The sequence below is a fragment of the Metapseudomonas cellulosilytica genome, assembly GCF_049334135.1.
Taxonomy (GTDB): domain Bacteria; phylum Pseudomonadota; class Gammaproteobacteria; order Pseudomonadales; family Pseudomonadaceae; genus Metapseudomonas.
Genome location: NZ_JBHZGN010000012.1, coordinates 115,929 through 138,111, shown reverse-complemented (window position 1 = coordinate 138,111; position 22,183 = coordinate 115,929). Strand labels below are relative to the sequence as shown.

At 61.7% G+C, this 22,183-nt stretch carries 21 protein-coding genes; 14 read left to right on the top strand and 7 right to left on the bottom strand.

What is annotated here, in order from left to right; all coding sequences use genetic code 11:
• Positions 1 to 7 precede the first annotated feature (7 nt).
• Positions 8 to 373 (top strand): winged helix-turn-helix transcriptional regulator, encoded by a 366-nt coding sequence (locus ACFW0H_RS16935; protein WP_422915032.1) that lies wholly within the window; start codon positions 8 to 10, stop codon positions 371 to 373.
• Between the two features lie 154 nt (positions 374 to 527).
• On the opposite strand, the gene leuA is transcribed toward ACFW0H_RS16935, so the two are convergent.
• The 4 genes from leuA to xseA form a co-directional block, all read right to left on the bottom strand.
• Positions 528 to 2,198 carry a 2-isopropylmalate synthase gene (gene leuA, locus ACFW0H_RS16930; protein WP_422915031.1) on the bottom strand — a complete coding sequence of 557 codons (1,671 nt, stop codon included), beginning with the start codon at positions 2,196 to 2,198 and terminating at the stop codon, positions 528 to 530.
• Between the two features lie 354 nt (positions 2,199 to 2,552).
• Positions 2,553 to 3,797: a mechanosensitive ion channel family protein gene (locus ACFW0H_RS16925; RefSeq protein ID WP_422915030.1), complete on the bottom strand. Its 1,245-nt coding sequence runs from the start codon at positions 3,795 to 3,797 to the stop codon at positions 2,553 to 2,555.
• A 111-nt stretch (positions 3,798 to 3,908) separates the two neighbouring features.
• Positions 3,909 to 4,730, bottom strand: a complete 822-nt coding sequence (locus tag ACFW0H_RS16920; protein ID WP_422915029.1) for a peptidoglycan DD-metalloendopeptidase family protein — start codon at positions 4,728 to 4,730, stop codon at positions 3,909 to 3,911.
• A 2-nt stretch (positions 4,731 to 4,732) separates the two neighbouring features.
• Positions 4,733 to 6,112: an exodeoxyribonuclease VII large subunit gene (xseA, locus tag ACFW0H_RS16915; protein WP_422915028.1), complete on the bottom strand. Its 1,380-nt coding sequence runs from the start codon at positions 6,110 to 6,112 to the stop codon at positions 4,733 to 4,735.
• A 99-nt stretch (positions 6,113 to 6,211) separates the two neighbouring features.
• On the opposite strand from xseA, the gene ACFW0H_RS16910 reads away from it, so the two are divergent.
• The 11 genes from ACFW0H_RS16910 to ACFW0H_RS16860 all read left to right on the top strand — a co-directional run bounded on the left by ACFW0H_RS16910 (position 6,212) and on the right by ACFW0H_RS16860 (position 16,536).
• Positions 6,212 to 6,763, top strand: a complete 552-nt coding sequence (locus ACFW0H_RS16910) for a sugar ABC transporter ATPase (protein ID WP_422915027.1) — start codon at positions 6,212 to 6,214, stop codon at positions 6,761 to 6,763.
• A 142-nt stretch (positions 6,764 to 6,905) separates the two neighbouring features.
• On the top strand, positions 6,906 to 8,375 hold the full coding sequence (gene guaB, locus ACFW0H_RS16905) for an IMP dehydrogenase (RefSeq protein ID WP_422915026.1): 1,470 nt from the start codon (positions 6,906 to 6,908) through the stop codon (positions 8,373 to 8,375).
• A gap of 113 nt (positions 8,376 to 8,488) precedes the next feature.
• Positions 8,489 to 10,069, top strand: a complete 1,581-nt coding sequence (guaA, locus tag ACFW0H_RS16900) for a glutamine-hydrolyzing GMP synthase (RefSeq protein ID WP_422915025.1) — start codon at positions 8,489 to 8,491, stop codon at positions 10,067 to 10,069.
• A 439-nt stretch (positions 10,070 to 10,508) separates the two neighbouring features.
• Complete coding sequence (locus tag ACFW0H_RS16895; RefSeq protein ID WP_422915024.1) at positions 10,509 to 11,111, top strand: hypothetical protein; 603 nt, start codon at positions 10,509 to 10,511, stop codon at positions 11,109 to 11,111.
• A 70-nt stretch (positions 11,112 to 11,181) separates the two neighbouring features.
• On the top strand, positions 11,182 to 11,985 hold the full coding sequence (locus ACFW0H_RS16890) for an AfsA-related hotdog domain-containing protein (RefSeq protein WP_422915023.1): 804 nt from the start codon (positions 11,182 to 11,184) through the stop codon (positions 11,983 to 11,985).
• Entirely contained in the window at positions 11,982 to 12,809 is an 828-nt protein-coding gene (locus ACFW0H_RS16885) for a hypothetical protein (RefSeq protein WP_422915022.1), read from the top strand. Before ACFW0H_RS16890 ends, ACFW0H_RS16885 begins: the two co-directional genes overlap by 4 nt.
• A gap of 18 nt (positions 12,810 to 12,827) precedes the next feature.
• Positions 12,828 to 13,085: a tautomerase family protein gene (locus ACFW0H_RS16880; protein WP_422915021.1), complete on the top strand. Its 258-nt coding sequence runs from the start codon at positions 12,828 to 12,830 to the stop codon at positions 13,083 to 13,085.
• Entirely contained in the window at positions 13,085 to 13,792 is a 708-nt protein-coding gene (locus ACFW0H_RS16875; protein WP_422915020.1) for an HAD family hydrolase, read from the top strand. Before ACFW0H_RS16880 ends, ACFW0H_RS16875 begins: the two co-directional genes overlap by 1 nt.
• 38 nt (positions 13,793 to 13,830) lie before the next feature.
• Entirely contained in the window at positions 13,831 to 15,051 is a 1,221-nt protein-coding gene (locus ACFW0H_RS16870; protein ID WP_422915019.1) for an MFS transporter, read from the top strand.
• Positions 15,048 to 15,455 (top strand): carboxymuconolactone decarboxylase family protein, encoded by a 408-nt coding sequence (locus ACFW0H_RS16865; protein WP_422915018.1) that lies wholly within the window; start codon positions 15,048 to 15,050, stop codon positions 15,453 to 15,455. Before ACFW0H_RS16870 ends, ACFW0H_RS16865 begins: the two co-directional genes overlap by 4 nt.
• Before the next feature lie 37 nt (positions 15,456 to 15,492).
• Positions 15,493 to 16,536: an aldo/keto reductase gene (locus ACFW0H_RS16860; protein ID WP_422915017.1), complete on the top strand. Its 1,044-nt coding sequence runs from the start codon at positions 15,493 to 15,495 to the stop codon at positions 16,534 to 16,536.
• On the opposite strand, the gene ACFW0H_RS16855 is transcribed toward ACFW0H_RS16860, so the two are convergent.
• Together ACFW0H_RS16855 and ACFW0H_RS16850 are read right to left on the bottom strand one after the other, a co-directional pair.
• Positions 16,526 to 17,500: a LysR family transcriptional regulator gene (locus ACFW0H_RS16855; protein ID WP_422915016.1), complete on the bottom strand. Its 975-nt coding sequence runs from the start codon at positions 17,498 to 17,500 to the stop codon at positions 16,526 to 16,528. The two genes, ACFW0H_RS16860 and ACFW0H_RS16855, sit on opposite strands and share 11 nt — an antisense overlap.
• 307 nt (positions 17,501 to 17,807) lie before the next feature.
• Positions 17,808 to 18,452, bottom strand: a complete 645-nt coding sequence (locus tag ACFW0H_RS16850; protein ID WP_422915015.1) for an intradiol ring-cleavage dioxygenase — start codon at positions 18,450 to 18,452, stop codon at positions 17,808 to 17,810.
• Between the two features lie 215 nt (positions 18,453 to 18,667).
• Between ACFW0H_RS16850 and ACFW0H_RS16845 the strand changes: the two genes are divergently transcribed.
• Positions 18,668 to 20,032 carry a multicopper oxidase family protein gene (locus tag ACFW0H_RS16845; RefSeq protein ID WP_422915014.1) on the top strand — a complete coding sequence of 455 codons (1,365 nt, stop codon included), beginning with the start codon at positions 18,668 to 18,670 and terminating at the stop codon, positions 20,030 to 20,032.
• A 7-nt stretch (positions 20,033 to 20,039) separates the two neighbouring features.
• Positions 20,040 to 20,537, top strand: coding sequence for a tRNA adenosine(34) deaminase TadA (gene tadA, locus ACFW0H_RS16840; protein WP_422915013.1), 498 nt, complete (start codon positions 20,040 to 20,042; stop codon positions 20,535 to 20,537).
• A gap of 177 nt (positions 20,538 to 20,714) precedes the next feature.
• Here the strand turns inward: tadA and mltF are convergent, their stop codons facing one another.
• Positions 20,715 to 22,175 carry a membrane-bound lytic murein transglycosylase MltF gene (mltF, locus tag ACFW0H_RS16835; protein ID WP_422915012.1) on the bottom strand — a complete coding sequence of 487 codons (1,461 nt, stop codon included), beginning with the start codon at positions 22,173 to 22,175 and terminating at the stop codon, positions 20,715 to 20,717.
• Positions 22,176 to 22,183 lie beyond the last annotated feature (8 nt).

Sequence of the window (22,183 nt, the reverse complement as noted above, 5' to 3'; positions counted from 1 at the left end):
TAGGAGCATGAGCGAACACAAGCCGCTGCCGGCCGCGGGCAATCTGCTCGTGGCAGGCGAGAAGGTCTACAACACGCCGGTGGAAGTCACCTTGGCGGTGATCGGCGGCAAGTGGAAATCCCTGCTGGTCTACCACCTGATGCCCGAGGCGCGACGCTTTTCCGAGCTCAAGCGGCTGGTACCGGGCATCACCGAGAAGATGCTGACCCAGCAGCTGCGCGAACTGGAACGCGACGGCATCGTCTCGCGCACCGTCTATGCCGAAGTGCCGCCGCGGGTGGAATACCGCCTCACCGAGCACGGCAGCAGCCTCAAGCCGGTGCTCGACTCCATGTGCGCCTGGGGCAAGTGCCACTGGCAGCAGCAGGGGTAGGCACCGGGCCGCCGTGGTGGAAATCCCCCTAGGGGATTTTCACCCTACGCGGAGGCCTCGCCAGATGTAGGGTGGATAGCGCTCTTCTATCCACCGGCTCCTACCAAACGAAAACCCCGCCGAATGGCGGGGTTTTTTCATTGCTGCATCAGCCTCAGGCCGCTTCGGCTTCGGACTGGCTCAGCGCGCGGTTGAGGGCGCTGAACAGGGCGCGGAAGCTGGCGGTGGTGAGGTTCTCGTCGATGCCGATCCCGTGCAGGGCACGGCCGCCGTTGACGCGCAGTTCGATGTAGGCCGCGGCCTTGGCGTTGGTGCCAGCGCCGATGGCGTGCTCGGAGTAGTCCATGATCTCCACTTTCACCGGCAGGCTGGCCACCAGGGCTTCCAGCGGGCCCTTGCCCATGCCACGCAGGTGCTGGGTCTCGCCCTTGACCTGCACTTCGATGTCCACGGCGCTGGTGCCGTTTTCTTCCTGCAGGCGATGACCCTTCAGGGTGTATGGCGTGGTGGCTTCCAGGTACTCGCTGTCCAGCAGCTGGTAGATCTGCTGGGCGGTCATTTCCAGGCCCAGGCGATCGGTTTCCTTCTGCACCACCTGGCTGAACTCGATCTGCATGCGGCGCGGCAGGCTGATGCCGTACTCCTGCTCCAGCAGGAAGGTGATGCCGCCCTTGCCCGACTGGCTGTTCACCCGGATCACCGCCTCGTAGCTGCGGCCGATGTCGGCCGGGTCGATCGGCAGGTAGGGCACTTCCCACAGGGCGTCGTCCTGCTGCTGGGCGAAGCCCTTGCGGATGGCGTCCTGGTGGGAGCCGGAGAAGGCGGTGTGGACCAGGTCGCCCACGTAGGGGTGGCGCGGGTGGACCGGCAGCTGGTTGCACTCTTCCACCACCTTGCGCACGGCGTCGATGTCGGAGAAGTCCAGCTGCGGGTGCAGGCCCTGGGTGTACATGTTCAGCGCCAGGGTCACCAGGTCGACGTTGCCGGTGCGCTCGCCGTTGCCGAACAGGCAGCCTTCCACGCGGTCGGCGCCGGCCATCAGGCCCAGCTCGGTGGCGGCCACGCCGGTGCCACGGTCGTTATGGGTGTGCAGGCTGATGATCACCGAGTCGCGGCGGCTGATATGGCGGCCGAACCATTCGATCTGGTCGGCGTACACGTTCGGCGTGGCGCATTCCACGGTGGCCGGCAGGTTGAGGATGATCTTGTTGTCCGGGGTCGGTTGCCAGACGTCGATCACGGCGTCGCAGACTTCCACGGCGAAGTCCAGCTCGGTGGAGCTGAAGATTTCCGGGGAGTACTGGAAGGTCCAGTCGGTTCCCGGCTGCTTGGCCGCCAGTTCCTTGATCAGGGTGGCGGCCTTCACGGCGATGTCGATCACGCCGGCCTTGTCCTGGTTGAAGACGATGCGGCGGAAGGACGGCGCGGTGGCGTTGTAGACGTGGACGATGGCCTTCTTCGCGCCCTTCAGGGATTCGAAAGTGCGGGTGATCAGGTCTTCGCGGGCCTGGGTCAGCACCTGGATGGTCACGTCATCCGGAATGTGGCCGCCTTCGATCAGTTCGCGGACGAAGTTGAAATCGGTATCCGAAGCGGAGGGGAAGGCCACCTCGATTTCCTTCAGGCCCACCTGCACCAGGGTCTTGAAGAATCGCATCTTCTTCTGCGCGTCCATCGGCTCGATCAGCGACTGGTTGCCGTCGCGCAGGTCGGAGCTGCACCAGATCGGCACTTCGGTGATGGTCTTCGACGGCCAGGTGCGGTCCGGCAGGTCGATGGCAGGGAAGGCGCGGTACTTGCGGGACGGGTCTTTCAGCATGCTCATGGGGCAAATCCTTTTTACTGCGGGCCGTTGGATGGTCGGCCAGGCATTGAAATCGGCGGATGTGGCAGAGGCGGGTTTCAGCCACGCAGTCGTGGGCTGACCAGTCGCAGGCAGGCGTGTTGACGCAGAAGGATGAGGGTGTGTGCGGTTTTCATAGGGGCTAACCCTATTCATCGAGCGTGAATATGGCAAGCATCGCGGAAAAAATGGTGAAAAAGAGCGCAAGAATGTGCAGTGGAGGAAGTTATTGCGCGATTGTTGGTATTTCCTTTATCTGATTGCGCTGGCCGTTTCGGTCGCCGCAGCCAGCCCACGAAATGCCCTCTGCCGGGCAATTCGCGGGCTGCTCGCCGGTCACTCCGCCGCTGGCAGGCGCAGCGTGCGCATGTCCGCGCCGCTCGGGTGCTGGAACACCCGCAGGCCGAATTCAGGGAGTATCGCCAGGAGGTGGTCGAAGATGTCCGCCTGGATGGCTTCGTAGCGAGCCCAGGCCGTGGTGTTGGTGAAACAGTAGAGCTCCAGGGGCAGGCCATCCGCGGTGGGGGCCAACTGCCGCACCATCAGGGTCATGTCCTTGCGGATATCCTGGCTCTCCCGCAGGTAGTGCTCGACGTAGGCGCGGAAGGTGCCGAGGTTGGTGAGCTGGCGGCTGTTGATCGGCAGGCGGCTGGCCTCGTCCAGCTGGCTGTTCCAGCTGAGCAGCTCGCTTTCCTTGGTCCTGAGATAGCTGTCCAGCAGGCGGAAACCGTGCAGCCGGGCGATGTCCTCCCGGTTGAGGAAGTGCACGCTGTTCTGGTCCAGGTAGAGGCAACGCTTGATCCGCCGGCCGCCGGATTCCTGCATGCCGCGCCAGTTCTTGAAGGAATCGGTGATGAAGCGCTTGGTCGGGATGGTGGTGATGGTCTTGTCCCAGTTCTGCACCTTCACCGTGTGCAGGGCGATGTCGATCACGTCGCCGTCGGCGTTGAGCTGCGGCATCTCCACCCAGTCGCCGACACGGAGGATGTCGCTGGAGGTGATCTGCACGCTGGCCACCAGGGACAGCAGGGTGTCCTGGAAGATCAGCATCAGTACCGCGGCCATGGCGCCCAGGCCCGAGAGCAGGATCAGCGGCGAACGGTCGATCAGGCTGGCGATCATCAGGATGGTGGCGATGGCGAAGATGGCGATCTTCAGCACCTGCAGATAGCCCTTGATGGGCCTCAGGTGTGCGTCTTCGCGGCGCTGGTAGAGGTCGTTGGCGATGGTCAGCGCGGCGCTCAGGGCCAGGGCGACGGTCAGGATGATGAAGGCAGCGCAGACGTTGCTCACCACCGTCACCAGGGTGTCCGGGAGGTTGGGGACGACCTTGACCCCGCCGGCCAGGACCAGTGCCGGCACTATATTGGCCAGGCGCTTGACCAGGCCATGGTCCGGAATCTGCGCGTGGCGGCCGTAGGCGATGGCGCCGGCGGCATGGAACAGGCCGCGGACCAGGATGCGCTTGACCATCCAGTTGGACAGCCAGGCCACCAGGACCAGGAAGATGGAGGTGACTACGGTGTGCAACTCGTTGTGCTGCCGTAGCCAGTCGAGCCAGGAGGTGATTTCGCTATGCATGGGCTGCTCCCTGTAACGGATCGGCGTGGCTGGGGCTGACCCCGGAACCGGCGGACCTTAGCAAATCCCTTGCCGTGCACCCAAGGCCGCGCCCTGTGCGCGGCTGTAGGCTCAGGGCTTGTAGGCGCCGATGAAAATAGCCGGGTCCACCCGCACGTCGTTGAGACTGACGTTCCAGTGCATGTGCGGCCCGGTGGCGCGTCCGGTAGCGCCGACCCGGCCCACCACGCCGCCACGCGGCAGTTGCTGGCCGAGTTTCACGTCCACTTTCGACATGTGGCAGAACATGCTGATCAGGCCCTGACCGTGGTCGACGAATACCGTTCGGCCATTGAAGAAGTAGTCACCGATGAGGGTCACCTTGCCTGCGGCCGGGGACTTGATCGGGGTGCCGGCGCCTACCGCGAAGTCCAGGCCGGAGTGCGGATTGCGCTCCTCGCCATTGAAGAAGCGGCGCAGGCCGAAGGGGCTGGAGAGCGGGCCGTCCACCGGCTTGTCGAACAGCAGGTTGCTCGGCGTGCCGGGGCTGAATCGGCGGTAGGCGGCGGTCTGTTCGGCCAGTTCGCGGTCGATGCGCTTGAGGTCTTCCGGCAGCGGGTTCACCTGGCGGGTGTTGGCCAGCTTGATGCGTTGCTCGCGATAGGTGCGCGTGCCGACGCTGAAGCCCAGGTGGCGTCCGTCGTTCACCTCGATCTGCTGCTGCCCGGCCTTGGTGCCCAGCGGGATGCCGACTATGGCGATCCAGTCGCGGCCATCTTCCTTCACCACCAGCACCGGCCTGCCCTGGTAGCGGGCGGTGGGCGCCTGCGCCCCGGTGCCCAGCTGGACCACCGCCACGCCGCCAGGCACCGGTTTGTTCAGGAGCCGGCTGATGAAGCCGTCGGCGTGGGCGGGGAGGGCGAGGCAGAGGAGCAGGGCGGCAAGCAGGCGCATGGTCAGTCCAGCAGGGAGAGGTTCACGGGGGTGAGGTGGTTGTCTTCGACGCGCACGTCCAGTTCGCCTTCGCCCAGGCGGGCCTTCAGGCGCTGGCCAGGGTGGGTCTGGCTGGCGGCGCGGATGGCCTGGCCGCGTTCGTCGAGCAGGATGCTGTAACCGCGTCCGAGGGTGGCCAGCGGACTGACCACGTGCAGGGTCTGGGCCAGGGCGTCGAGGCGTTGGCGGCGATCCTTGAGGGCTGCGTGGGCGGCGCGGGGCAGGCGGGTGGCGAGGCCGTCGAGCTTTTGCCGCAGCAGGGCCAGGGTGCGCCCCGGATGCTGGGCGGCGAGGCGGGTGTCCAGGCGTGCCAGGCGCTCATGGCGCACCTGCTGCTGGCGCTCGAAGGCGCGGCGCAGGCGCATGTCCAGATCGTCCAGGCGCTGGGCCTGCTGGCGCAGCCGCTCGCCGGGGTGGCGCAGGCGGCGGAACAGGCCATCCAGGCGCAGGCGTTCGCGCAGCAGACGGTCCTGCAGGCGCAGGACCAGGCGGCGGTGCAGGCTGTCGAGGCGCTGCTGCAGGTCACCGGTATCCGGCGCCAGCAACTCGGCGGCGGCCGACGGCGTCGGCGCACGTACGTCGGCGACGAAGTCGCTGATGGAGACATCCGTCTCATGGCCCACGGCGCTGACGATGGGCGTGCGGCAGGCGGCCACGGTACGGGCCACGGCCTCTTCGTTGAAGCACCAGAGGTCCTCCAGGGAGCCGCCGCCACGGGCCAGGATCAGGGCGTCGAAGCCCTGGGCATCGGCCAGGGCCAGGGCCCGGACGATCTGCGCGGTAGCTTCGCGTCCCTGCACGGCGGTGGGTACCAGGGTCAGCTGTACCTGGGGGGCGCGGCGGCGGAACACGCTGATGATGTCGCGAATCACCGCCCCGGTGGGGGAGCTGACGATGCCGATGCGCCGCGGATGGGGCGGCAAAGGGCGTTTGCGTTCGGCGGCGAACAGGCCCTCGGCGGCGAGCTTCTCCTTCAGCGCCTCGAAGGCCAGGCGCAAGGCGCCGTCGCCGGCCGGCTCCACGGCATCGGCGATCAGTTGGTAGTCGCCGCGGCCCTCGAACAGCGAGACCTTGCCGCGCACGCGCACGGCCAGGCCGTCACGCAGGGCCTGGCGTACGCGCTGGGCGTGCTGCCGGAACAGGGCGCAGCGCACCTGGGCCTGGGCGTCCTTGAGGGTGAAATACAGGTGGCCTGAGGCGGGGCGGGCGAGGTTGGAAATCTCGCCTTCCACCCAGACCTGCGGAAACACGTCCTCCAGTAGATGGCGGGCGCGTTGGTTGAGCTGGCTGACGGTCAGCACCTCGCGATCGAGGCCGAGCCGCTGGAAGGGATCATTGATCATGGGCGGGGATGATAATGACTTTGCCGCCATGCGCCATAGTTGACGGGTGAGGGGAGGCGGTTAACCTGCGTGCCCCTTCCATCGCCGCAGGAGTCCGACATGGAATCGAGCCAATTGATCATAGTGCCGCAGATATCCAGCGTGCCCGGGCACCAGGCCCTGGTCGGGCGCATGTTGCGCTGGCTGGCCCAGCGCGGCGTGGTCGAGGCGCTGCCCAGCACTTGCGGCCTGCGCGGCAATCGCATGGCTTATGCCATCGCTCCAGGCGCGGCGCAGGTGGTGGCGCATCCGCAGCGCCTGCCCTTCGGCCAGAAGGTGAACGGCCTGGAGTGGGTGGACAAGCGCTGCATCTATACGCCCACCCGTGACTTTCTCCGCGAAGCGGGCTGTCCGGAGTGCCGCCAGGAGATCGGCGAGCCATTGTTCGAGAGCCTGGACGAGTGGTGGCCGGGCCAAACGGACAACTTCACCTGCCCGGAATGCGGCTTCGAGGACGACATCAACGGTTTTCTCTTCCTGCAGCCCTGCGGCTTTTCCAACCTGGGTTTCATCTTCAACGGCTGGGGTGAAACGGCCTTCACCCAGGGCTTTCTCGATGCCTTTGGCGAGCGCCTGGGGTTCGCCGTGCGGCAGGTGCGGACGGACGGCTGACGGCTGGATGTCTGCAGGCCCCGACGGGCCTGGCACGTTTTTTTCACGGGAAAGGCTCTGCAGCCCGTCGGCTGCGTTGAGCGAAGGCCCAGGCCCCGTTATAATGGCGCGCTTCCAATTTTCCCGCCTGGGAGCCCCCGCCATGCTGCGCATCAGCCAAGAAGCCCTGACCTTCGACGACGTTCTCCTGATCCCGGGTTATTCCGAGATTCTGCCGAAGGATGTCAGCCTCAAGACCCGCCTGACCCGCGGCATCGAACTGAACATCCCGCTGGTATCCGCCGCCATGGATACCGTGACCGAAGCCCGTCTGGCCATCGCCATGGCCCAGGAAGGCGGCATCGGCATCATCCACAAGAACATGACCATCGAGCAGCAGGCTGCCGAGGTGCGCAAGGTCAAGCGTCACGAGACCGCCATCGTCCGTGACCCGGTGACTGTTACCCCCTCTACCAAGATCATCGAGCTGCTGCAGATCGCCCGTGAGTACGGCTTCTCCGGCTTCCCGGTAGTGGAGGAAGGCGAGCTGGTGGGGATCGTGACCGGCCGCGACCTGCGCTTCCGTCCGAACGTCGGCGACACCGTCGCCGCGATCATGACGCCCAAGGACAAGCTGGTTACCGCCCGCGAAGGCACCCCGCTGGAAGAGATGAAGGCCAAGCTCTACGAAAACCGTATCGAGAAGATGCTGGTGGTCGACGAGAACTTCTACCTGCGCGGTCTGGTGACCTTCCGCGACATCGAGAAGGCCAAGACCTACCCGCTGGCGTCCAAGGATGAACAGGGCCGCCTGCGCGTCGGCGCGGCGGTGGGCACCGGCGCCGATACCGGCGAGCGCGTCTCCGCACTGGTCGCCGCTGGCGTCGACGTGGTGGTGGTGGACACCGCCCACGGCCACTCCAAGGGCGTGATCGAGCGCGTACGCTGGGTCAAGGACAACTTCCCGCACGTGCAGGTGATCGGCGGCAACATCGCCACCGGCGAAGCCGCTAAGGCCCTGGCCGAGGCCGGCGCTGACGCGGTCAAGGTCGGTATCGGCCCGGGTTCCATCTGCACCACCCGTATCGTCGCCGGTGTCGGCGTACCGCAGATCTCCGCGATCGCCAACGTCGCCGCCGCCCTGGCCGGCTCCGGCATCCCGCTGATCGCTGACGGCGGCATCCGCTTCTCCGGCGACCTGTCCAAGGCCATCGTGGCCGGCGCTTCCTGCGTGATGATGGGCTCCATGTTCGCCGGTACCGAAGAGGCCCCGGGCGAGGTCGAGCTGTTCCAGGGCCGTTCCTACAAGGCTTACCGCGGCATGGGTTCGCTGGGTGCCATGGCGCAATCCCAGGGCTCGTCCGACCGTTACTTCCAGGACTCCTCGGCCGGTGCCGAGAAGCTGGTACCGGAGGGCATCGAAGGCCGTGTTCCCTACAAGGGCACCCTGACTGCCATCGTCCACCAACTGATGGGCGGCCTGCGCGCCTCCATGGGCTACACCGGCTGCTCCACCGTCGAAGAAATGCGCACCAAGCCTCAGTTCGTGCGCATCACCGGCGCCGGCATGGCCGAATCCCACGTCCACGACGTGCAGATCACCAAGGAAGCGCCCAACTACCGGGTCGGTTGATCGGTCCACATACAGGTGCTGGAAGCTGGAAGCTGGAAGCCTGAAGCGATGCCTTCAGGCTTTTACTTCCAGCTTCTGGCTTTCAGCTTCAAGCTCCTTCCGAAGGAAAGCTCATGGCTCACCAAAACATTCACGCCCACCGCATCCTGATCCTGGACTTCGGCTCCCAGTACACCCAGCTGATCGCCCGCCGCGTGCGCGAAATCGGCGTGTACTGCGAAATCCACCCGTTCGACATGGACAATGAGGCAATTCGCGCCTTCGCACCGCGCGGCATCATCCTCGCCGGTGGCCCCGAGTCGGTGCACGAGGCCAACAGCCCACGCGCGCCCCATGCGGTGTTCGAACTCAATGTACCGCTGTTCGGCATCTGCTACGGCATGCAGACCATGGCCGAGCAGCTGGGCGGCAAGGTCCAGGGCTCCGACTTGCGCGAGTTCGGCTACGCCCGCGTCGATGTGGTGGGCAAGGCCCGCCTGCTGGACGGTATCGAAGACCATGTGGACGACGACGGTGTCCTCGGCCTCGATGTGTGGATGAGCCACGGTGACAAGGTCACCGGGATGCCCGCCGGTTTCCACATCCTGGCCAGCACCCCGAGCTGCCCGATCGCCGCCATGGCCGACGATCATCGCGCCTACTACGGCGTGCAGTTCCACCCGGAAGTGACCCACACCAAGCAGGGCCTGCGCATCCTGTCGCGCTTCGTCCTGGATATCTGCGGTTGCGCCGCGCTCTGGACCCCGTCCAACATCGTCGAAGACGCCATCGCCACCGTGCGCGCCCAGGTGGGCTCGTCCAAGGTGCTGCTGGGCCTGTCCGGCGGCGTGGATTCCTCGGTGGTGGCAGCCCTGCTGCACAAGGCCATCGGCGACCAGCTGACCTGCGTCTTCGTCGACAACGGCCTGCTGCGCCTGCACGAGGGCGACCACGTGATGGCCATGTTTGCCGAGAACATGGGCGTGAAGGTGATCCGCGCCAACGCCGAAGACAAGTTCCTCGGCCGCCTGGCCGGCGTCGCCGATCCGGAAGAGAAGCGCAAGATCATCGGCCGTACCTTCATCGAGGTCTTCGATGAGGAAGCCACCAACCTGCAGGGCATCCGGTTCCTCGCCCAGGGCACCATCTACCCCGACGTGATCGAGTCGGCCGGCGCCAAGACCGGCAAGGCCCATGTGATCAAGTCCCACCACAACGTCGGTGGCCTGCCGGAAGACATGCAGTTCGAACTGGTCGAGCCGCTGCGCGAGCTGTTCAAGGACGAAGTGCGCAAGATCGGCCTGGAGCTGGGCCTGCCCTACAGCATGGTCTACCGCCATCCGTTCCCCGGCCCGGGCCTGGGTGTGCGCATCCTCGGCGAAGTGAAGAAGGAATACGCCGACCTGCTGCGCCGCGCCGACCATATCTTCATCGAAGAGCTGCACAAGGCCGACTGGTACCACAAGACCAGCCAGGCCTTCGTGGTGTTCCAGCCGGTGAAATCCGTCGGCGTGGTCGGTGACGGCCGCCGCTATGCCTGGGTCGTCGCCCTGCGCGCGGTAGAAACCATCGATTTCATGACCGCCCGCTGGGCGCACCTGCCCTACGAGCTGCTGGAGACCGTCTCCAACCGCATCATCAACGAGATCGAAGGCATCTCTCGCGTCACCTACGACGTGTCGAGCAAGCCGCCGGCGACCATCGAGTGGGAATGATGCGCAGGCCTTCGGGCGAGCGTTGAACGACCGGCCAGGCCCTCAAAAGCCTGGCCGGTTTCGTTTTGGGGGGTACGCAACGGCTCTCCTCAGTCGGGTGCGATATTCATCGAGTTCGGTTATCTCTGACTTCTACAGAGTTTTGTGGCGAATACTCGCTTTCGCCAACGGGCGCCTATTCGCAATTGATTGCAACCGTCAAATACCTGGTCAGGTTATATGACCTTACTCTCCGCTGAATGGCGTGAGAGCAGAGTAGGGCTCTGGCTGGCTTCTCTACTTGTTCCTGGCTACTGGATATTTCAGGAGTTGTTGGGCAACGTCTGCTGATACCTAAAAGGATTTGCTTTTAAAGCAATTGCTACTGGTTGGCTCGATTTGTAGTCTTTGAAACTCCTCAGTCATGAGATTGAGTGAAGTTTTCCATGGAGGGATTTCCGTGTCTGCGAAAATTATTCTTACTTCGCGGTTCATGCTCGACCCTAAAATTGGCAAGGAGATTTCAGTGAGTCTCCCTGGAAATGAGTGGGTGTCACACTATATTGATCTTGATAGGACGGAGTTGCTCCAGATTCGCGCGTATGAGGATATCTCCAGCTTCTCAGCTGCGAAGGATGAGTTGCGCGAGGATGTGGAGCGCCTGAAAAAACACATGGTTTCAGATGTTGTCAGAGAGCTTCTTGAATTCGTGGAGGCGCCTAAGCCATGTGCGTCAAGAGTTCCTCAGACGGATTTTGTTCAGCTTCGTCATATCGATGTGCCACCATCAAAGTCTTCGGATTATAGGAGGTGGCGTGCGAATACGATATTCCCTGAAGTCATGAAAAGCCCGGCAGTCGAGGTATTTCTTGCTTATCACTCAATAGTCAGCGGCCAGCCAGGGGTTATGTTCCTGGCGGGTTTCTCCGGGGATCCTATTGAGTATCAGTCGGTTTATGAAACTGAAAGATATCGCGAAATTGTCAGGCAGGCTGGTAGTGAATATATAAGTGGGGGAGTTGGCGGGTTATATACGCGCACGTACGCAAGGGTAGCCTGTTGATTGTTCTGTGTGGGCGTCTTTGAATGACGCCTTGCCGCATGCATGATAAGTTTTGTTGTGGGGAATTGATATGGAGCGTCGATGCTATTTTCTAGTTGGGGACAAGTTCAAGGGGTTCGCTGAGGGGAAGGAGGTGCTCACTCTAAATCAGCTTCAAGCATTGGCCAGTCTTCCTAAGGAATTGATGAATATCTGTGCCGTGCTCAAGCTGGGTCAGGGTGTTAGAGAAGAAGACGTTCGCTCAATCTTGAGCAAGTATGAGGAGGGTGAAGATTGCGTACCATTCCTGGAGTTGTCGGATTTGCACCGGGTAAAGGATCGAGCAGATGGCAACCTCAGCCACAAGAAATTACCGTACAACACGCTTATTGGTGTTCCACGGCGGCTGAGTGATGAAGAGTTTATGATTCCGCTGAACATCGATGAGCGGTGTGAGCTCATGGGGGATCACCAGACCGGCCAGCATGTGCAGGGCATGATAGTCATTGAGGCATTCCGGCAATCTTTCCTGGCTGTTACGGAGACATTCTTTCCCCTCCAGAGCGAGCAGACCTATTTTGTCATAAACGCAATGAATACAACGTTCATGAACTTTCTATTCCCTCTTCCTGCGGATGTGGAATATCGAATTGTTGATAGACGTAGAAAAGGGCTGCATGCGCGCTACAACGTAATTATGTCTGTAGTCCAGAATGACGTTGCCTGCGCAACCGCCGACGTTTCATTCACTGTCTATCCCGCTAGTCGCATTGCATCGAAAGAGGCTGAACTAGCCCGTCAGGTTACTCAGGAGATGCTCGGAGCGCAGCAGGAAGTCGTGCGCTCATTCCAGCCAGAGAGTGACGGTACTCAGTTGGTGGAGCTCAATCGATGAGCCAGACATTTTCTCTTAGCGTTACCACCCAAGGGCCGCTTTACCCTCCTAGCGAAGTCGTGAATGAGCGAGGCGACTTCATAGTCGTAGGGAGAATTCCGCAAGTCGAAGGCACGCTTTCCTGGGGAAGTGCGATTGTCTCTTCTGCTACGCGCCCTCCGCCATTCAATGAACTAGGTGCATATGACGTGCAGAGGTGGATCGATCCGGAGAATCTGGGGGAGTTGGCCGATATGGTGCTGCATACGTTGCCGCTTCCCTTGCCGTCGAACAATTACACGATGTTATTCGCGCCTGAGCAGCGGCCCAGTGCACATTATGAGCACCGGCCAAGTTTCCCCCTTCATGCTGCGCCGATTCCAGATATTCGTGCTGAGGATGGTCGCAGACCTCAATCTCCCATAACGCTGGGAATATGGTTGCAGGCAAGTGGCGAGTTGAAGGTCTACTTAGCTGACGATGGACGCAGCGCACGATTCGAATTGGAGTGCAAACACTTAATACCGTACAGCTTGTACACCGTTATGAGTTTGCGCCAGCACGATCTGCGCGTGGACCGCCCCAGTCGGCCGGGTCCGCTCGGCGTACCCAATGTATTTCTAACAGACGCTGAGGGTGTCGGGCGTTACTGGGCAGTACTACCTAATCCGTTTCCTGATGCGAATCTTCCTGACTCCAATCGTATTATCAATGTGATTGTCTTGTACATGAGCTCCCAGATGAGTCACGGCGGAGCTGTCGGATGGTATGGCTTGGGCGCAGATATACACGCTCAATTGAAATTGAAAGTTGATGAGTTCTCCGATTTTCTCACGCGCGGTTAGACGCACTCTTTCTGCGAAATGTATGTTACTGCTGTTGAGGGTTATTCCATGCCTGTAGTTCATATTTCGACATGGCCGTTAAAAGACGAAAGTGTTGCGCGCGCTTTGATTGAGGAGGTAACTCGAGCTGTCCACATCGCGTGTGAGGTTCCGCTCGACAAGATATCCGTCTGTATCCAGGAGGTTGAGCCTTCTCGATGGGGGGATGCCGGCGTGCTTGGGACTGACCCGGAGTTCCAGCAGAAAAGTAGGCGTTTGATCTATGGAGACTCCTGATGAATGGGGCCGCCAACCTGACTTCTGATTCCGTGGCTCACGACTCAAGGAAGTGTTTTGCATTCTTTGATGTCGACGAGACGATAATCTCGCTAAAGAGCATGTTCGACTTCTTCCCGTTCTGGTGCGGTCGAAAAAATGACCAAAAACTCTGTCGGCGCTTTCAAGCAGCTTTCGCGCAAGCACGGGCAGAGGGCTTGTCCCGAGAGGAACTGAATCGGCTGTACTACCGGTTCTTTCATGGGGTTTCGCTGCAGGTTCTGGAAGTAGCAGGGCGGGAATGGTTTGAGGATAGATTCTGTGTATCGAGACCTCCCTACATTGAGCACGTGGTTGCTCAATTAAAGGTACATCAGCGGTCTGGTGATATCCCTGTCTTTGTGTCCGGTTCCATGTTGCCGCTACTGGAGCCGCTGGCCAGAGCTTTGAACGTCGAACATTGCTTGTGCACGAAATTGCAGGTCGATACAGACGGGCGATTGACCGGTGAAATCGATCTTCCGCAAACCATAGGCCAAGGAAAGGTTGAAGCTATCGCCAGTTTCCTCCAGCAAGAGAATGGGCTTGCTCAGAACTGCTTTGGATACGGTGACGACATCTCGGACTCGCCGATGCTCGAAGCTGTTGGTAACGCAGTTGCTATCGGAGATGACGGGGAACTGATTGCACTGGCTTCCGTTCGTGGTTGGAAGCGACTGCCTGCATAACGTTATGGCATCGACTCAATGACTTTGGAGCGATTCAAATGGAATTCTCTGCATCAGCGGCACCTGCTCAACAGCTACCGGCGTGGCGTGTCTGGTTGTCTATTGTCCTCCTCGGTGTGGGTGCGTTCACTATTGTCACTACCGAACTGGCACCTATAGGACTTTTGTCGCCTATCGCACTTGAGTTCGGTCGTAGTGACGCGGTTGTTGGACTCACGGTCACCCTTTACGCATGGATAGGTGCCTGTAGTGCGCTGCTGGCGGCCCTCGCACTGAACGGTTTGCCTCGCAAGCCGCTTTTGATTGGACTCATGTTAGGGCTGACCCTGTCGAATGCAATTGCGTTGCTTGCACTTAATTTCGGCATGTTCCTGCTGGCCCGGGTCCTTGGTGCTTTAGTGCACGGGCTCTTCTGGGCCGTGATCGCCGCTACAGCAGCACAGATAGCGCCTGCTCGGCACGTAGGCTTGGCAACCTCGATAGTTTTCGGCGGTGTTTCCGTGGCCAGTGTTCTTGGCGTTCCATTGGCCAACTTCATTGCCCAGGTCGGTAACTGGCGCATGTCCTTTGGTGGCATCTGTGGGCTCAGCCTGATTGCAGTGCTTCTGATGCTTCCCATACTTCCCAGCATTCAGCGGCAACCTGAAAAGGCAGGTTATGCAGCGCTTGCCGGCGTGCTGCGCCGGGCAGATTTGCGGGGGATTTATGCAGCCACTGCACTAGCGGTCACCGGGCACTTTGCAGCCTTCACCTTTATCGAGCCTTTCCTGCGTAGCGCCCCTGGCGTTTCAGTGCCCCTGGTTGCTGCATTGCTTTTTGGTTTTGGTGCTGCAGGCCTGTTCGCCAACTTGCTTACAGGGATTTTCATCGACCGCTATTTGAAGCCTTTTTTGATGCTCGCCCTCGGGTTGTTAAGTCTCGCTCTTCTGGTCATGGGACAGTGGGGAGATCGTCTCGGCATTCTGGGAATCAGTTTCACGCTGGTGATTTGGGGCTGCTCCACTTCGGCAATTTTTGTTGGCTTCCAGACCTGGATTCTTCGTACTTCAGGAACTGCGGTCATGCCTGCATCAGCGGTCTATGTCGCTATTTTCAATGCCGCAATTGGAATAGGTGCAATGATTGGGGCCTGGATCTTGAGCCATAGCGGGCTCCCAGCTGTCCTGAAAGTCGCCGGGATGAGCGGTGGGTTGGCGATTCTACTGGTCGCCTGGCTCGACCGCCCCACTCCGGTATTTCAGGAGGAGATTGCTCAATGAAGAGTGAATTGGAACGAAGCAGCGGAAAGACCCAGCGAGGTCGCCGTCTCATGGACGCTCTGGAACCAGGCACAGCGGAGAGAGTGACGTCCAGTCTTGCCGATTTGGATCCTGATCTGGCACGACTGGTCACGGACTACGCGTTTGCCGATGTATTGGGACGCCCTGGTCTAGGTCTCAAAACCCGCGAGATGTTGACCGTCGCTGCTCTGACTGCACTTGGAAATGCACCTTCCCAATTGGAGTTTCATATGCGCGGTGCCCTCAATGTCGGAGTGTCTCCAGCGGAGCTGCTGGAGATCGTGATTCAGATGGCCATATACGCAGGAGTCCCTGCTTGCATGAACGGACTGACCGCTTACCGGGCAGCGCTCGCGGCGTTCGAGGGTTCTGATGCGCGATAGGCTTAGAGTAAAGCGCCCAGGGTAAGGAGAAAGGAGTATGAGTACGACCAGTCAGCAGGGATTCAGGCAGCGAGCCAGATTGCCAATGCGCAGGCTTGGAGACGGCCTCTGTGTTTCTGCGATAGGTTTCGGCGCGATGGGCATGAGCGAGTTCTACGGCCCGTCGGATGATGATGCATCCAGAACACTGCTGCGTGAGGTTGTTGAGCATGGTGTAACGATGATCGATACAGCGGATATGTACGGTCGTGGACATAACGAACTACTGATCGGGGGGCTGCTGAAGAGCGCGGCTTCTCTCAGGCGGGGCGGGGAACTGAAGATCGCAACCAAGTGCGGAATTGAACGCTCCGGTGGTCCCACAGCTCCTCGACGAATCAACAACACCCCTGCATATATACGAAGTGCCTGCGAAGGCTCCCTTGAACGATTAGGGGTCGAGCGCATTGATCTCTACTACATCCATCGGGTCGATCCCGAAGCTGATATCGAAGAGACGATGGGGTGCCTTGCCGAATTAGTGAAAGAGGGCAAGATCGCCCATGTGGGGCTCTGCGAGGTCTCCGCAAGCACATTGGAGCGGGCTCACCGGGTACACCCTGTTGCGGCCCTGCAGTCTGAATACTCACTGTGGAGCCGAGACGTCGAGAAGGACATCCTGCCGATGGTGAGAAAGCTTGGTATTGGCTTTGTTGCCTATTCGCCCCTTGGTCGCGGATTTCTAAGCGGTCGCTTGACCAGTACTGCCGACCTGTCGGAAGGGGATTTCAGACGAGGCAATCCGCGCTTTGAGGAACACAACCTTTCGCACAACCTGCGCTTGTTGGATTCGATTCGGGATATTGCAGATGATCACAAGGCTACAGTTGGCCAGGTTGCCCTGGCGTGGCTGCTTGCCAAAGGGCCCGACATAGTTCCAATACCCGGCACGCGCAGATCAGCATTTCTCCAAGAGAACCTTGGCGCATCGAGTGTGGACCTGAGTCCCGCAGATCTGGCGTTGCTGGATCGTTCCTGGCCGGCCTCGGAAATTCGAGGTGAGCGCTATGGAGAATCCGGAATGCGGGGCATCAACGCATAGCCCTGCCAACTTTTCCGGCATGGGGCGGTGACAGGAGTGAAGGCGATCGCATGCGAATCGCCTTCATTTTCTCCAGGACACATGCTCTGGTTTCTCGCGCACGGGTGACCATGTGGATGTCTATGGTCAGCAACTTCTCGAGTCCTGGTTCGAGGAGACGGTATGTCACACCTACTCGGGATGTGCCGCACATCGATTTGGGACACAACGCCACTCCCTCACCTGCCGCCACGGATGCGAGTAGCAAGGTGAAATCCTTGGGCTCCAGCCGTCTCTGTGCCCTATAGCTGTGCACTTCGAAGACGGTTTCGCATTTGTCGTAGAAAGCCGGATTGTCTGTGCGGGCAAACCAGAGGAGGGGCGATTGGCCAAGTGCCTTCAGGCAGACCGCGGATTCTCTCGCAGCTGGATGGTCGGATGGCAGAACCGCAATCATCGGTTCGCAACCAATTGTCTCGACCGTCAGACTTTCCGGTGGATCGGAGATGTTCCCTACAATGGCGATGTCCAGCTCATTCTGGATAACCCGTTGAACAAGATGCTTGGAGTAGGCTCGTTCCAAGGGATATCCGCCGATGCGCTCGGGATTGCTCGCCAGCGCCTGGAGGCAGGGGTTCAGCAAATGGTCGACAACACTGGTAACGCCAATTCGCACTCTGCTCGTGGTGTCGTGTCGATCATCGAAGTGGGATCTCAGGTTTTCAATTGCCGCGTTAAGTTCAGCGAGGAGTTCATGGGCGTCGATTTTGAACGCCTCTCCAGCCGGAGTCAGGGTCACACGGTTGGTACTCCGCTGGATCAATTGCACTCCGAGGTAGGACTCCAATCCCTGTATCTGGCGTGATAATGGTGGTTGGGTCATGTGCAGCAACTCTGCCGCGCTGCGGAAGTTCAGCTCTTGGGCAACGGCAAGAAAGCACTGCAATGTTCTGGTGCTTGGCAGGCGCCTGGATAACAACCTCATCGAGAGTCCCCATGCATAGTCTGGAAGATCGTGCTGCTCGCCTGGAGAACCATAGGCTCATCGAGATGCTGGAAAACCCGATGATCAGCCCGCCTTGTGCAACCTCTATCCCGTGATTCATCCCTTGGAAAGCGTTCGGCGGAACCCTTCTACCGAGCGGCGTCTCTACTTGGGAATGTCTCAACTATCTTCCGACGATGAAAGCGACCACCGTCCTCCTACTGTGTCAGTTCATTCGCTTTCCTCATATGGATGATTTGGACAGGCCCTAGGCCTTTTCGCCTTTGACTGCTGGTCCCTGGCACGATTAGCTACGGGCGTCGACCACCAGCGTCAGCCGCGCCACGAAGCCTTCGCCATCCTCCACCAACTCGGCGATGGACTGCTCGCCCCCTTGGCGACGGTAGATGTCGTCCTGCTCGAGCGGCGTCCAGTCCTGCCCGGAGTACTGGTACTGCGGCCGGGCCATGGCGGGGCGGATGACGGCCTCGGGGAAGTACAGCTGGCCGGTGTGGATGTCCCGTTCGCCCAGATGCACCTTGAGGTGCACGTGGTTGGTGCGGCCGGGGTAGCAGCCCGGGAGAATGCTGCGAAACTCCGCGCGGCCCTCGCCGTCGGTGATCTGCACACCGCGCAGGAAGCGGCTGGTATCGCGGGTCCCGACGCCCGAGTAGGCGCCCTCGGCGTCGCAGTGCCAGACCTCGAGGGCGGCATCGTCCAGGGGCCGGCAGCCGTCCAGTTCCAGCACCTGGAACTGCAGCCGCAGCGGGATGCCCGGCTTGCCGTCAGTGATGTCCTGGCGCAGCAGCGCATCTTCCAGGTAGAAGGGGCCGGCGGTCTGTTCCGGGCTGAGGCGGCAGGTGCTGGCGGCGGCCTGGACGAATCGTGGCCAGTGCAGCGCAACCAGGCTACCCAGACAGAGTTGAACCATTTGGCGGCGGGTGGAGTGCATGAAGTCGCTCCTCTGCTGGAAAGCCGGGAGGGCCCTCCATCCTACGCCTGCCGAGAGCAGTCGGCTGCGCCCATCGGTCGCGGCCAATGCAGATGCTTTCACTTATCTTTCACAGTCCCCGGGTGTATCTTGTGCGCCCCGTAAGCCGGCCCGGCAGAGGCCGGTTCGATTAGCCGATGGGACAGCCCCGTTCTTCCCCAGAGGAGCTTGACCCCATGTCCTTCACTCGCAGACAGATTCTCGGCGGCCTGGCGTGCCTTGGCGTGGTCGGCCTCGGTGCCGGCGGCGCGCGCTACTGGCTCGGCCGCCCCCTGGATGCCAAAACCCACGACTACGAGCTGATCGCCGCGCCGCTGGACCTTGAACTGGTCTCCGGCCACACCACTCCGGCCTGGGCCTACGGTGGCCAGGCGCCGGGCGTTGAGCTGCGCTCGCGCCAGGGCGACTGGCTGCGGGTGCGCTTCATCAACAAGCTGGACGAACCCACCACCATCCACTGGCACGGCATCCGCCTGCCGCTGGAAATGGACGGCGTGCCCTATGTGTCCCAGCTGCCGGTGCTGCCGGGCGAATACTTCGACTATCGCTTCAAGACCGAGGATGCTGGCAGCTTCTGGTACCACCCGCACCTGTCCAGCGCCCATCAGCTGGGGCGCGGCCTGGTCGGTCCGCTGATCGTCGAAGAGCGCGAGCCCAGCGGCTTCAAGCATGAGAAGGTGCTCAGCCTGAAGACCTGGCATGTGGACCAGGACGGCGCCTTCAGCGCCTTCAGCGTGCCGCGCGAGGCCGCCCGGGAAGGCACCCGCGGCCGCCTGACCACCATCAACGGCAAGCCGCTGCCAACCCTGGAGCTCCCCGCCGGCCAGGTGGTCCGCCTGCGGCTGCTCAACCTGGACAACACCGTCACCTATCGGCTCAACCTGCCGGGGGCCGAAGTGCGCATCTACGCCCTCGACGGCCACCCGATCGAGCCCCGCGAGTTGGACAAGGAATACTGGCTCGGCCCGGGCATGCGCATCGAGCTGGCCATCAAGGTACCGGCGGCCGGTACCGAGTTGCCCCTGCGCAACGGCCCGCTGCGCCTGGCGACGCTGAAGAGCGTGGCCAGCAACGAGGTGCCCGGCGACTGGCCGGCGCGGCTGCCGGCCAACCCGGTGCCGGAGCCCGACCTGGAGAAGGCCCAGGTGCTGCGCTTCAACTTCGAATGGGCAGCCACCCTGGCCAGCGCCGCCGGGCGGCCGAGCAACTATTGGCAGATCAACGGCAAGGCCTGGGACATCAATGACAAGACCTGCGCCGACCGGCCCATCGCCAAGTTACAGAAGGATGGCCACTACATCTTCGAACTGCGCAACATGGCGCAGTACCTGCACCCCGTCCATTTGCACGGCATGGCCTTCAAGGTGCTGGACTCGGACCGCAAGGACATCGTTCCCTATTTCACCGACACCTACCTGCTGGGCAAGAACGAGACCGCGCGCATCGCGCTGGTGGCGGATAACCCAGGGGTGTGGATGTTCCACTGCCACGTCATCGACCACATGGAAACCGGCCTGATGGCCGCCATCGAGGTTGCCTGAGCCGACCATGCGCCAACCCCAGATCATCGACCGCAGCCGCGATGAACACTTCATGCGCGAAGCCCTCGAACTCGCCCGCCGGGGCGCGGAACTGGGCGAGGTGCCGGTGGGGGCGGTGTTGGTCAAGGACGGCGAAATCGTCGGGCGCGGCTTCAACTGCCCCATCTCCGGGCACGATCCCAGCGCCCATGCCGAGATGGTGGCGGTGCGCGATGCCGCCAGCCGGCTGGAGAACTACCGCCTGGTGGGCAGCACCCTCTATGTGACCCTGGAGCCCTGCAGCATGTGTGCCGGGCTCATCGTCCATTCGCGGATCACCCGCGTGGTCTATGGCGCCACCGAGCCCAAGGCCGGTGTGGTGGTCAGCCGGGGGCAGTTCTTCAATCAGGACTTCCTCAACCACCGGGTACTGGTGGAGGGCGGGGTGCTGGCGCAGGCGTGCAGCGAGCTGCTTTCGGGCTTCTTCCAGGCCCGGCGGGCGAAGCGCAAGGATGCAGATTCGTAGCGCTGATGCTGGGCCAGTGAAGCGTGGTCAAACCCTCGTACTCCGCAGTCCCCGTAGGGTGGATGGCGCTCTTCCATCCACCATTCGGCGCTCCGCCTGACACCGATGGTGGACCGGAAAAGCGTGGTCCACCCTACGGAGGAACCGTGCGCAGCGTGGTAATCCGCGAGGTGGGCCTCAGAGCCTCTCGTCCTGGTTCTCGGGAGGCCGGGTCTTGTTGATGCCTGGCAGGTGGGTGGCGTTCTCCGCCAGTTGGCTGCCTTCCATCTGCGGCTGGGTCACCCAGGTGAGGATGTCGTAGTAGCGGCGGATGTTCTGCACGAAGTGCACCGTTTCGCCACCACGGGCGTAGCCGTAGCGGGTCTTGCTGTACCACTGCTTCTGCGACAGGCGCGGCAGCATCTTCTTCACGTCCAGCCACTTGTTCGGGTTGAGGCCTTCGGCCTCGGCCAGCTTGCGTGCATCACTGAGGTGGGCGATGCCGATGTTGTAGGCGGCCAGGGCGAACCAGGTGCGATCCGGCTCCTTGAGGTCATCGGAGAGGCCGTCCTTGATCATGGTGAAGTACTTGCCGCCGCCGTGGATGCTCTGCTGGGCGTTCAGGCGGTTGGACACCCCCATGGCCTTGGCCGTACCCTCGGTGAGCATCATCATGCCGCGCACGCCGGTCTTGGAGGTGGCGGTGGGTTGCCAGAGGGATTCCTGGTAGCCGATGGCCGCCAGCAGGCGCCAGTCCACGTCGTTCTTCTGCGAGGCGTGACGGAAGTGCTGTTCGTAGCGCGGCAGGCGCTGCTGGAGGTGCCTGGCGAAGGTGTAGGCGCCGACGTAGCCCAGTACGTCCACATGGCCGTAATAGCGCTCCTTCAGGCGTTGCAGCGTGCCGTCCTTGCGCGCCTTGTCGAGGAAGGCGTTGACTTCGTCGTACAGGCTGTTGTCCTCCCCCGGCGCCATGGCCCAGGCCAGGCTGGTGGCGTCGCCCAGGTCGAAGGCGACACGCACGTTGGGGAAGTAGACCTGGTTCATCGCCAGCTCGTTGGAGTCCACCAGGGTCAGGTCGATCTGCCCTTCGTCGACCATGCGCAGCAGGTCGACGACTTCGAATTCGTCGGATTCCTCGTACTTCAGGCCCGGTAGGGTGGCTTTCAGTGCCGCCAGCTGTTCGGCGTGGCTGCTGCCCTTGAGCACCATGATGCGCCGGCCCACCAGGTCCTCGGGGCGAGTAGGGCGGCGTTCGCCGTTGCGGTAGATGACCTGGGGGGTGACGTCCAGGTAGGAGTGGGAGAAACGCACCTCGTTCTTGCGCGTCTCGCTGGCCACCAGGCCGGCGGCGGCCAGCACCGGGCCGTTGGCCTGGCCCAGGCTGGAGAAGACGTCGTCCAGCTTGTCGGCGGTCTCGATCTTGAGCTCGACGCCCAGGTCGTCGGCGAAGCGCTTGACCAGCTCGTACTCGAAGCCGGTTTCGCCGTTTCGATCCTCGAAGTAGGTCGCAGGGCTGTTGCGGGTGATCACGCGTAGCACACCCTCCTCCTGTACGCGCTCGAGGGTGGTGGGCTGCTTGCAGCCGACGAGCATCAGGAAGAATCCGGTAGCCAGGGCCCAGAAAGCCCGACGTGTGCCGAACACGTGTTGATTTAGCATCCACGGAG

Coding starts and splice junctions, on each gene's coding strand:
- ACFW0H_RS16885 (WP_422915022.1), top strand. CDS start 11,982: ATGAGCCAGACATTTTCTCTTAGCGTTACCACCCAAGGGCCGCTTTAC.
- guaB (WP_422915026.1), top strand. CDS start 6,906: ATGCTGCGCATCAGCCAAGAAGCCCTGACCTTCGACGACGTTCTCCTG.
- mltF (WP_422915012.1), bottom strand. CDS start 22,175: ATGCTAAATCAACACGTGTTCGGCACACGTCGGGCTTTCTGGGCCCTG.
- ACFW0H_RS16855 (WP_422915016.1), bottom strand. CDS start 17,500: ATGAGGTTGTTATCCAGGCGCCTGCCAAGCACCAGAACATTGCAGTGC.
- ACFW0H_RS16935 (WP_422915032.1), top strand. CDS start 8: ATGAGCGAACACAAGCCGCTGCCGGCCGCGGGCAATCTGCTCGTGGCA.
- ACFW0H_RS16925 (WP_422915030.1), bottom strand. CDS start 3,797: ATGCATAGCGAAATCACCTCCTGGCTCGACTGGCTACGGCAGCACAAC.
- ACFW0H_RS16880 (WP_422915021.1), top strand. CDS start 12,828: ATGTATGTTACTGCTGTTGAGGGTTATTCCATGCCTGTAGTTCATATT.
- guaA (WP_422915025.1), top strand. CDS start 8,489: ATGGCTCACCAAAACATTCACGCCCACCGCATCCTGATCCTGGACTTC.
- ACFW0H_RS16875 (WP_422915020.1), top strand. CDS start 13,085: ATGAATGGGGCCGCCAACCTGACTTCTGATTCCGTGGCTCACGACTCA.
- ACFW0H_RS16910 (WP_422915027.1), top strand. CDS start 6,212: ATGGAATCGAGCCAATTGATCATAGTGCCGCAGATATCCAGCGTGCCC.
- ACFW0H_RS16890 (WP_422915023.1), top strand. CDS start 11,182: ATGGAGCGTCGATGCTATTTTCTAGTTGGGGACAAGTTCAAGGGGTTC.
- leuA (WP_422915031.1), bottom strand. CDS start 2,198: ATGAGCATGCTGAAAGACCCGTCCCGCAAGTACCGCGCCTTCCCTGCC.
- ACFW0H_RS16850 (WP_422915015.1), bottom strand. CDS start 18,452: ATGCACTCCACCCGCCGCCAAATGGTTCAACTCTGTCTGGGTAGCCTG.
- xseA (WP_422915028.1), bottom strand. CDS start 6,112: ATGATCAATGATCCCTTCCAGCGGCTCGGCCTCGATCGCGAGGTGCTG.
- ACFW0H_RS16920 (WP_422915029.1), bottom strand. CDS start 4,730: ATGCGCCTGCTTGCCGCCCTGCTCCTCTGCCTCGCCCTCCCCGCCCAC.
- ACFW0H_RS16860 (WP_422915017.1), top strand. CDS start 15,493: ATGAGTACGACCAGTCAGCAGGGATTCAGGCAGCGAGCCAGATTGCCA.
- ACFW0H_RS16845 (WP_422915014.1), top strand. CDS start 18,668: ATGTCCTTCACTCGCAGACAGATTCTCGGCGGCCTGGCGTGCCTTGGC.
- tadA (WP_422915013.1), top strand. CDS start 20,040: ATGCGCCAACCCCAGATCATCGACCGCAGCCGCGATGAACACTTCATG.
- ACFW0H_RS16870 (WP_422915019.1), top strand. CDS start 13,831: ATGGAATTCTCTGCATCAGCGGCACCTGCTCAACAGCTACCGGCGTGG.
- ACFW0H_RS16865 (WP_422915018.1), top strand. CDS start 15,048: ATGAAGAGTGAATTGGAACGAAGCAGCGGAAAGACCCAGCGAGGTCGC.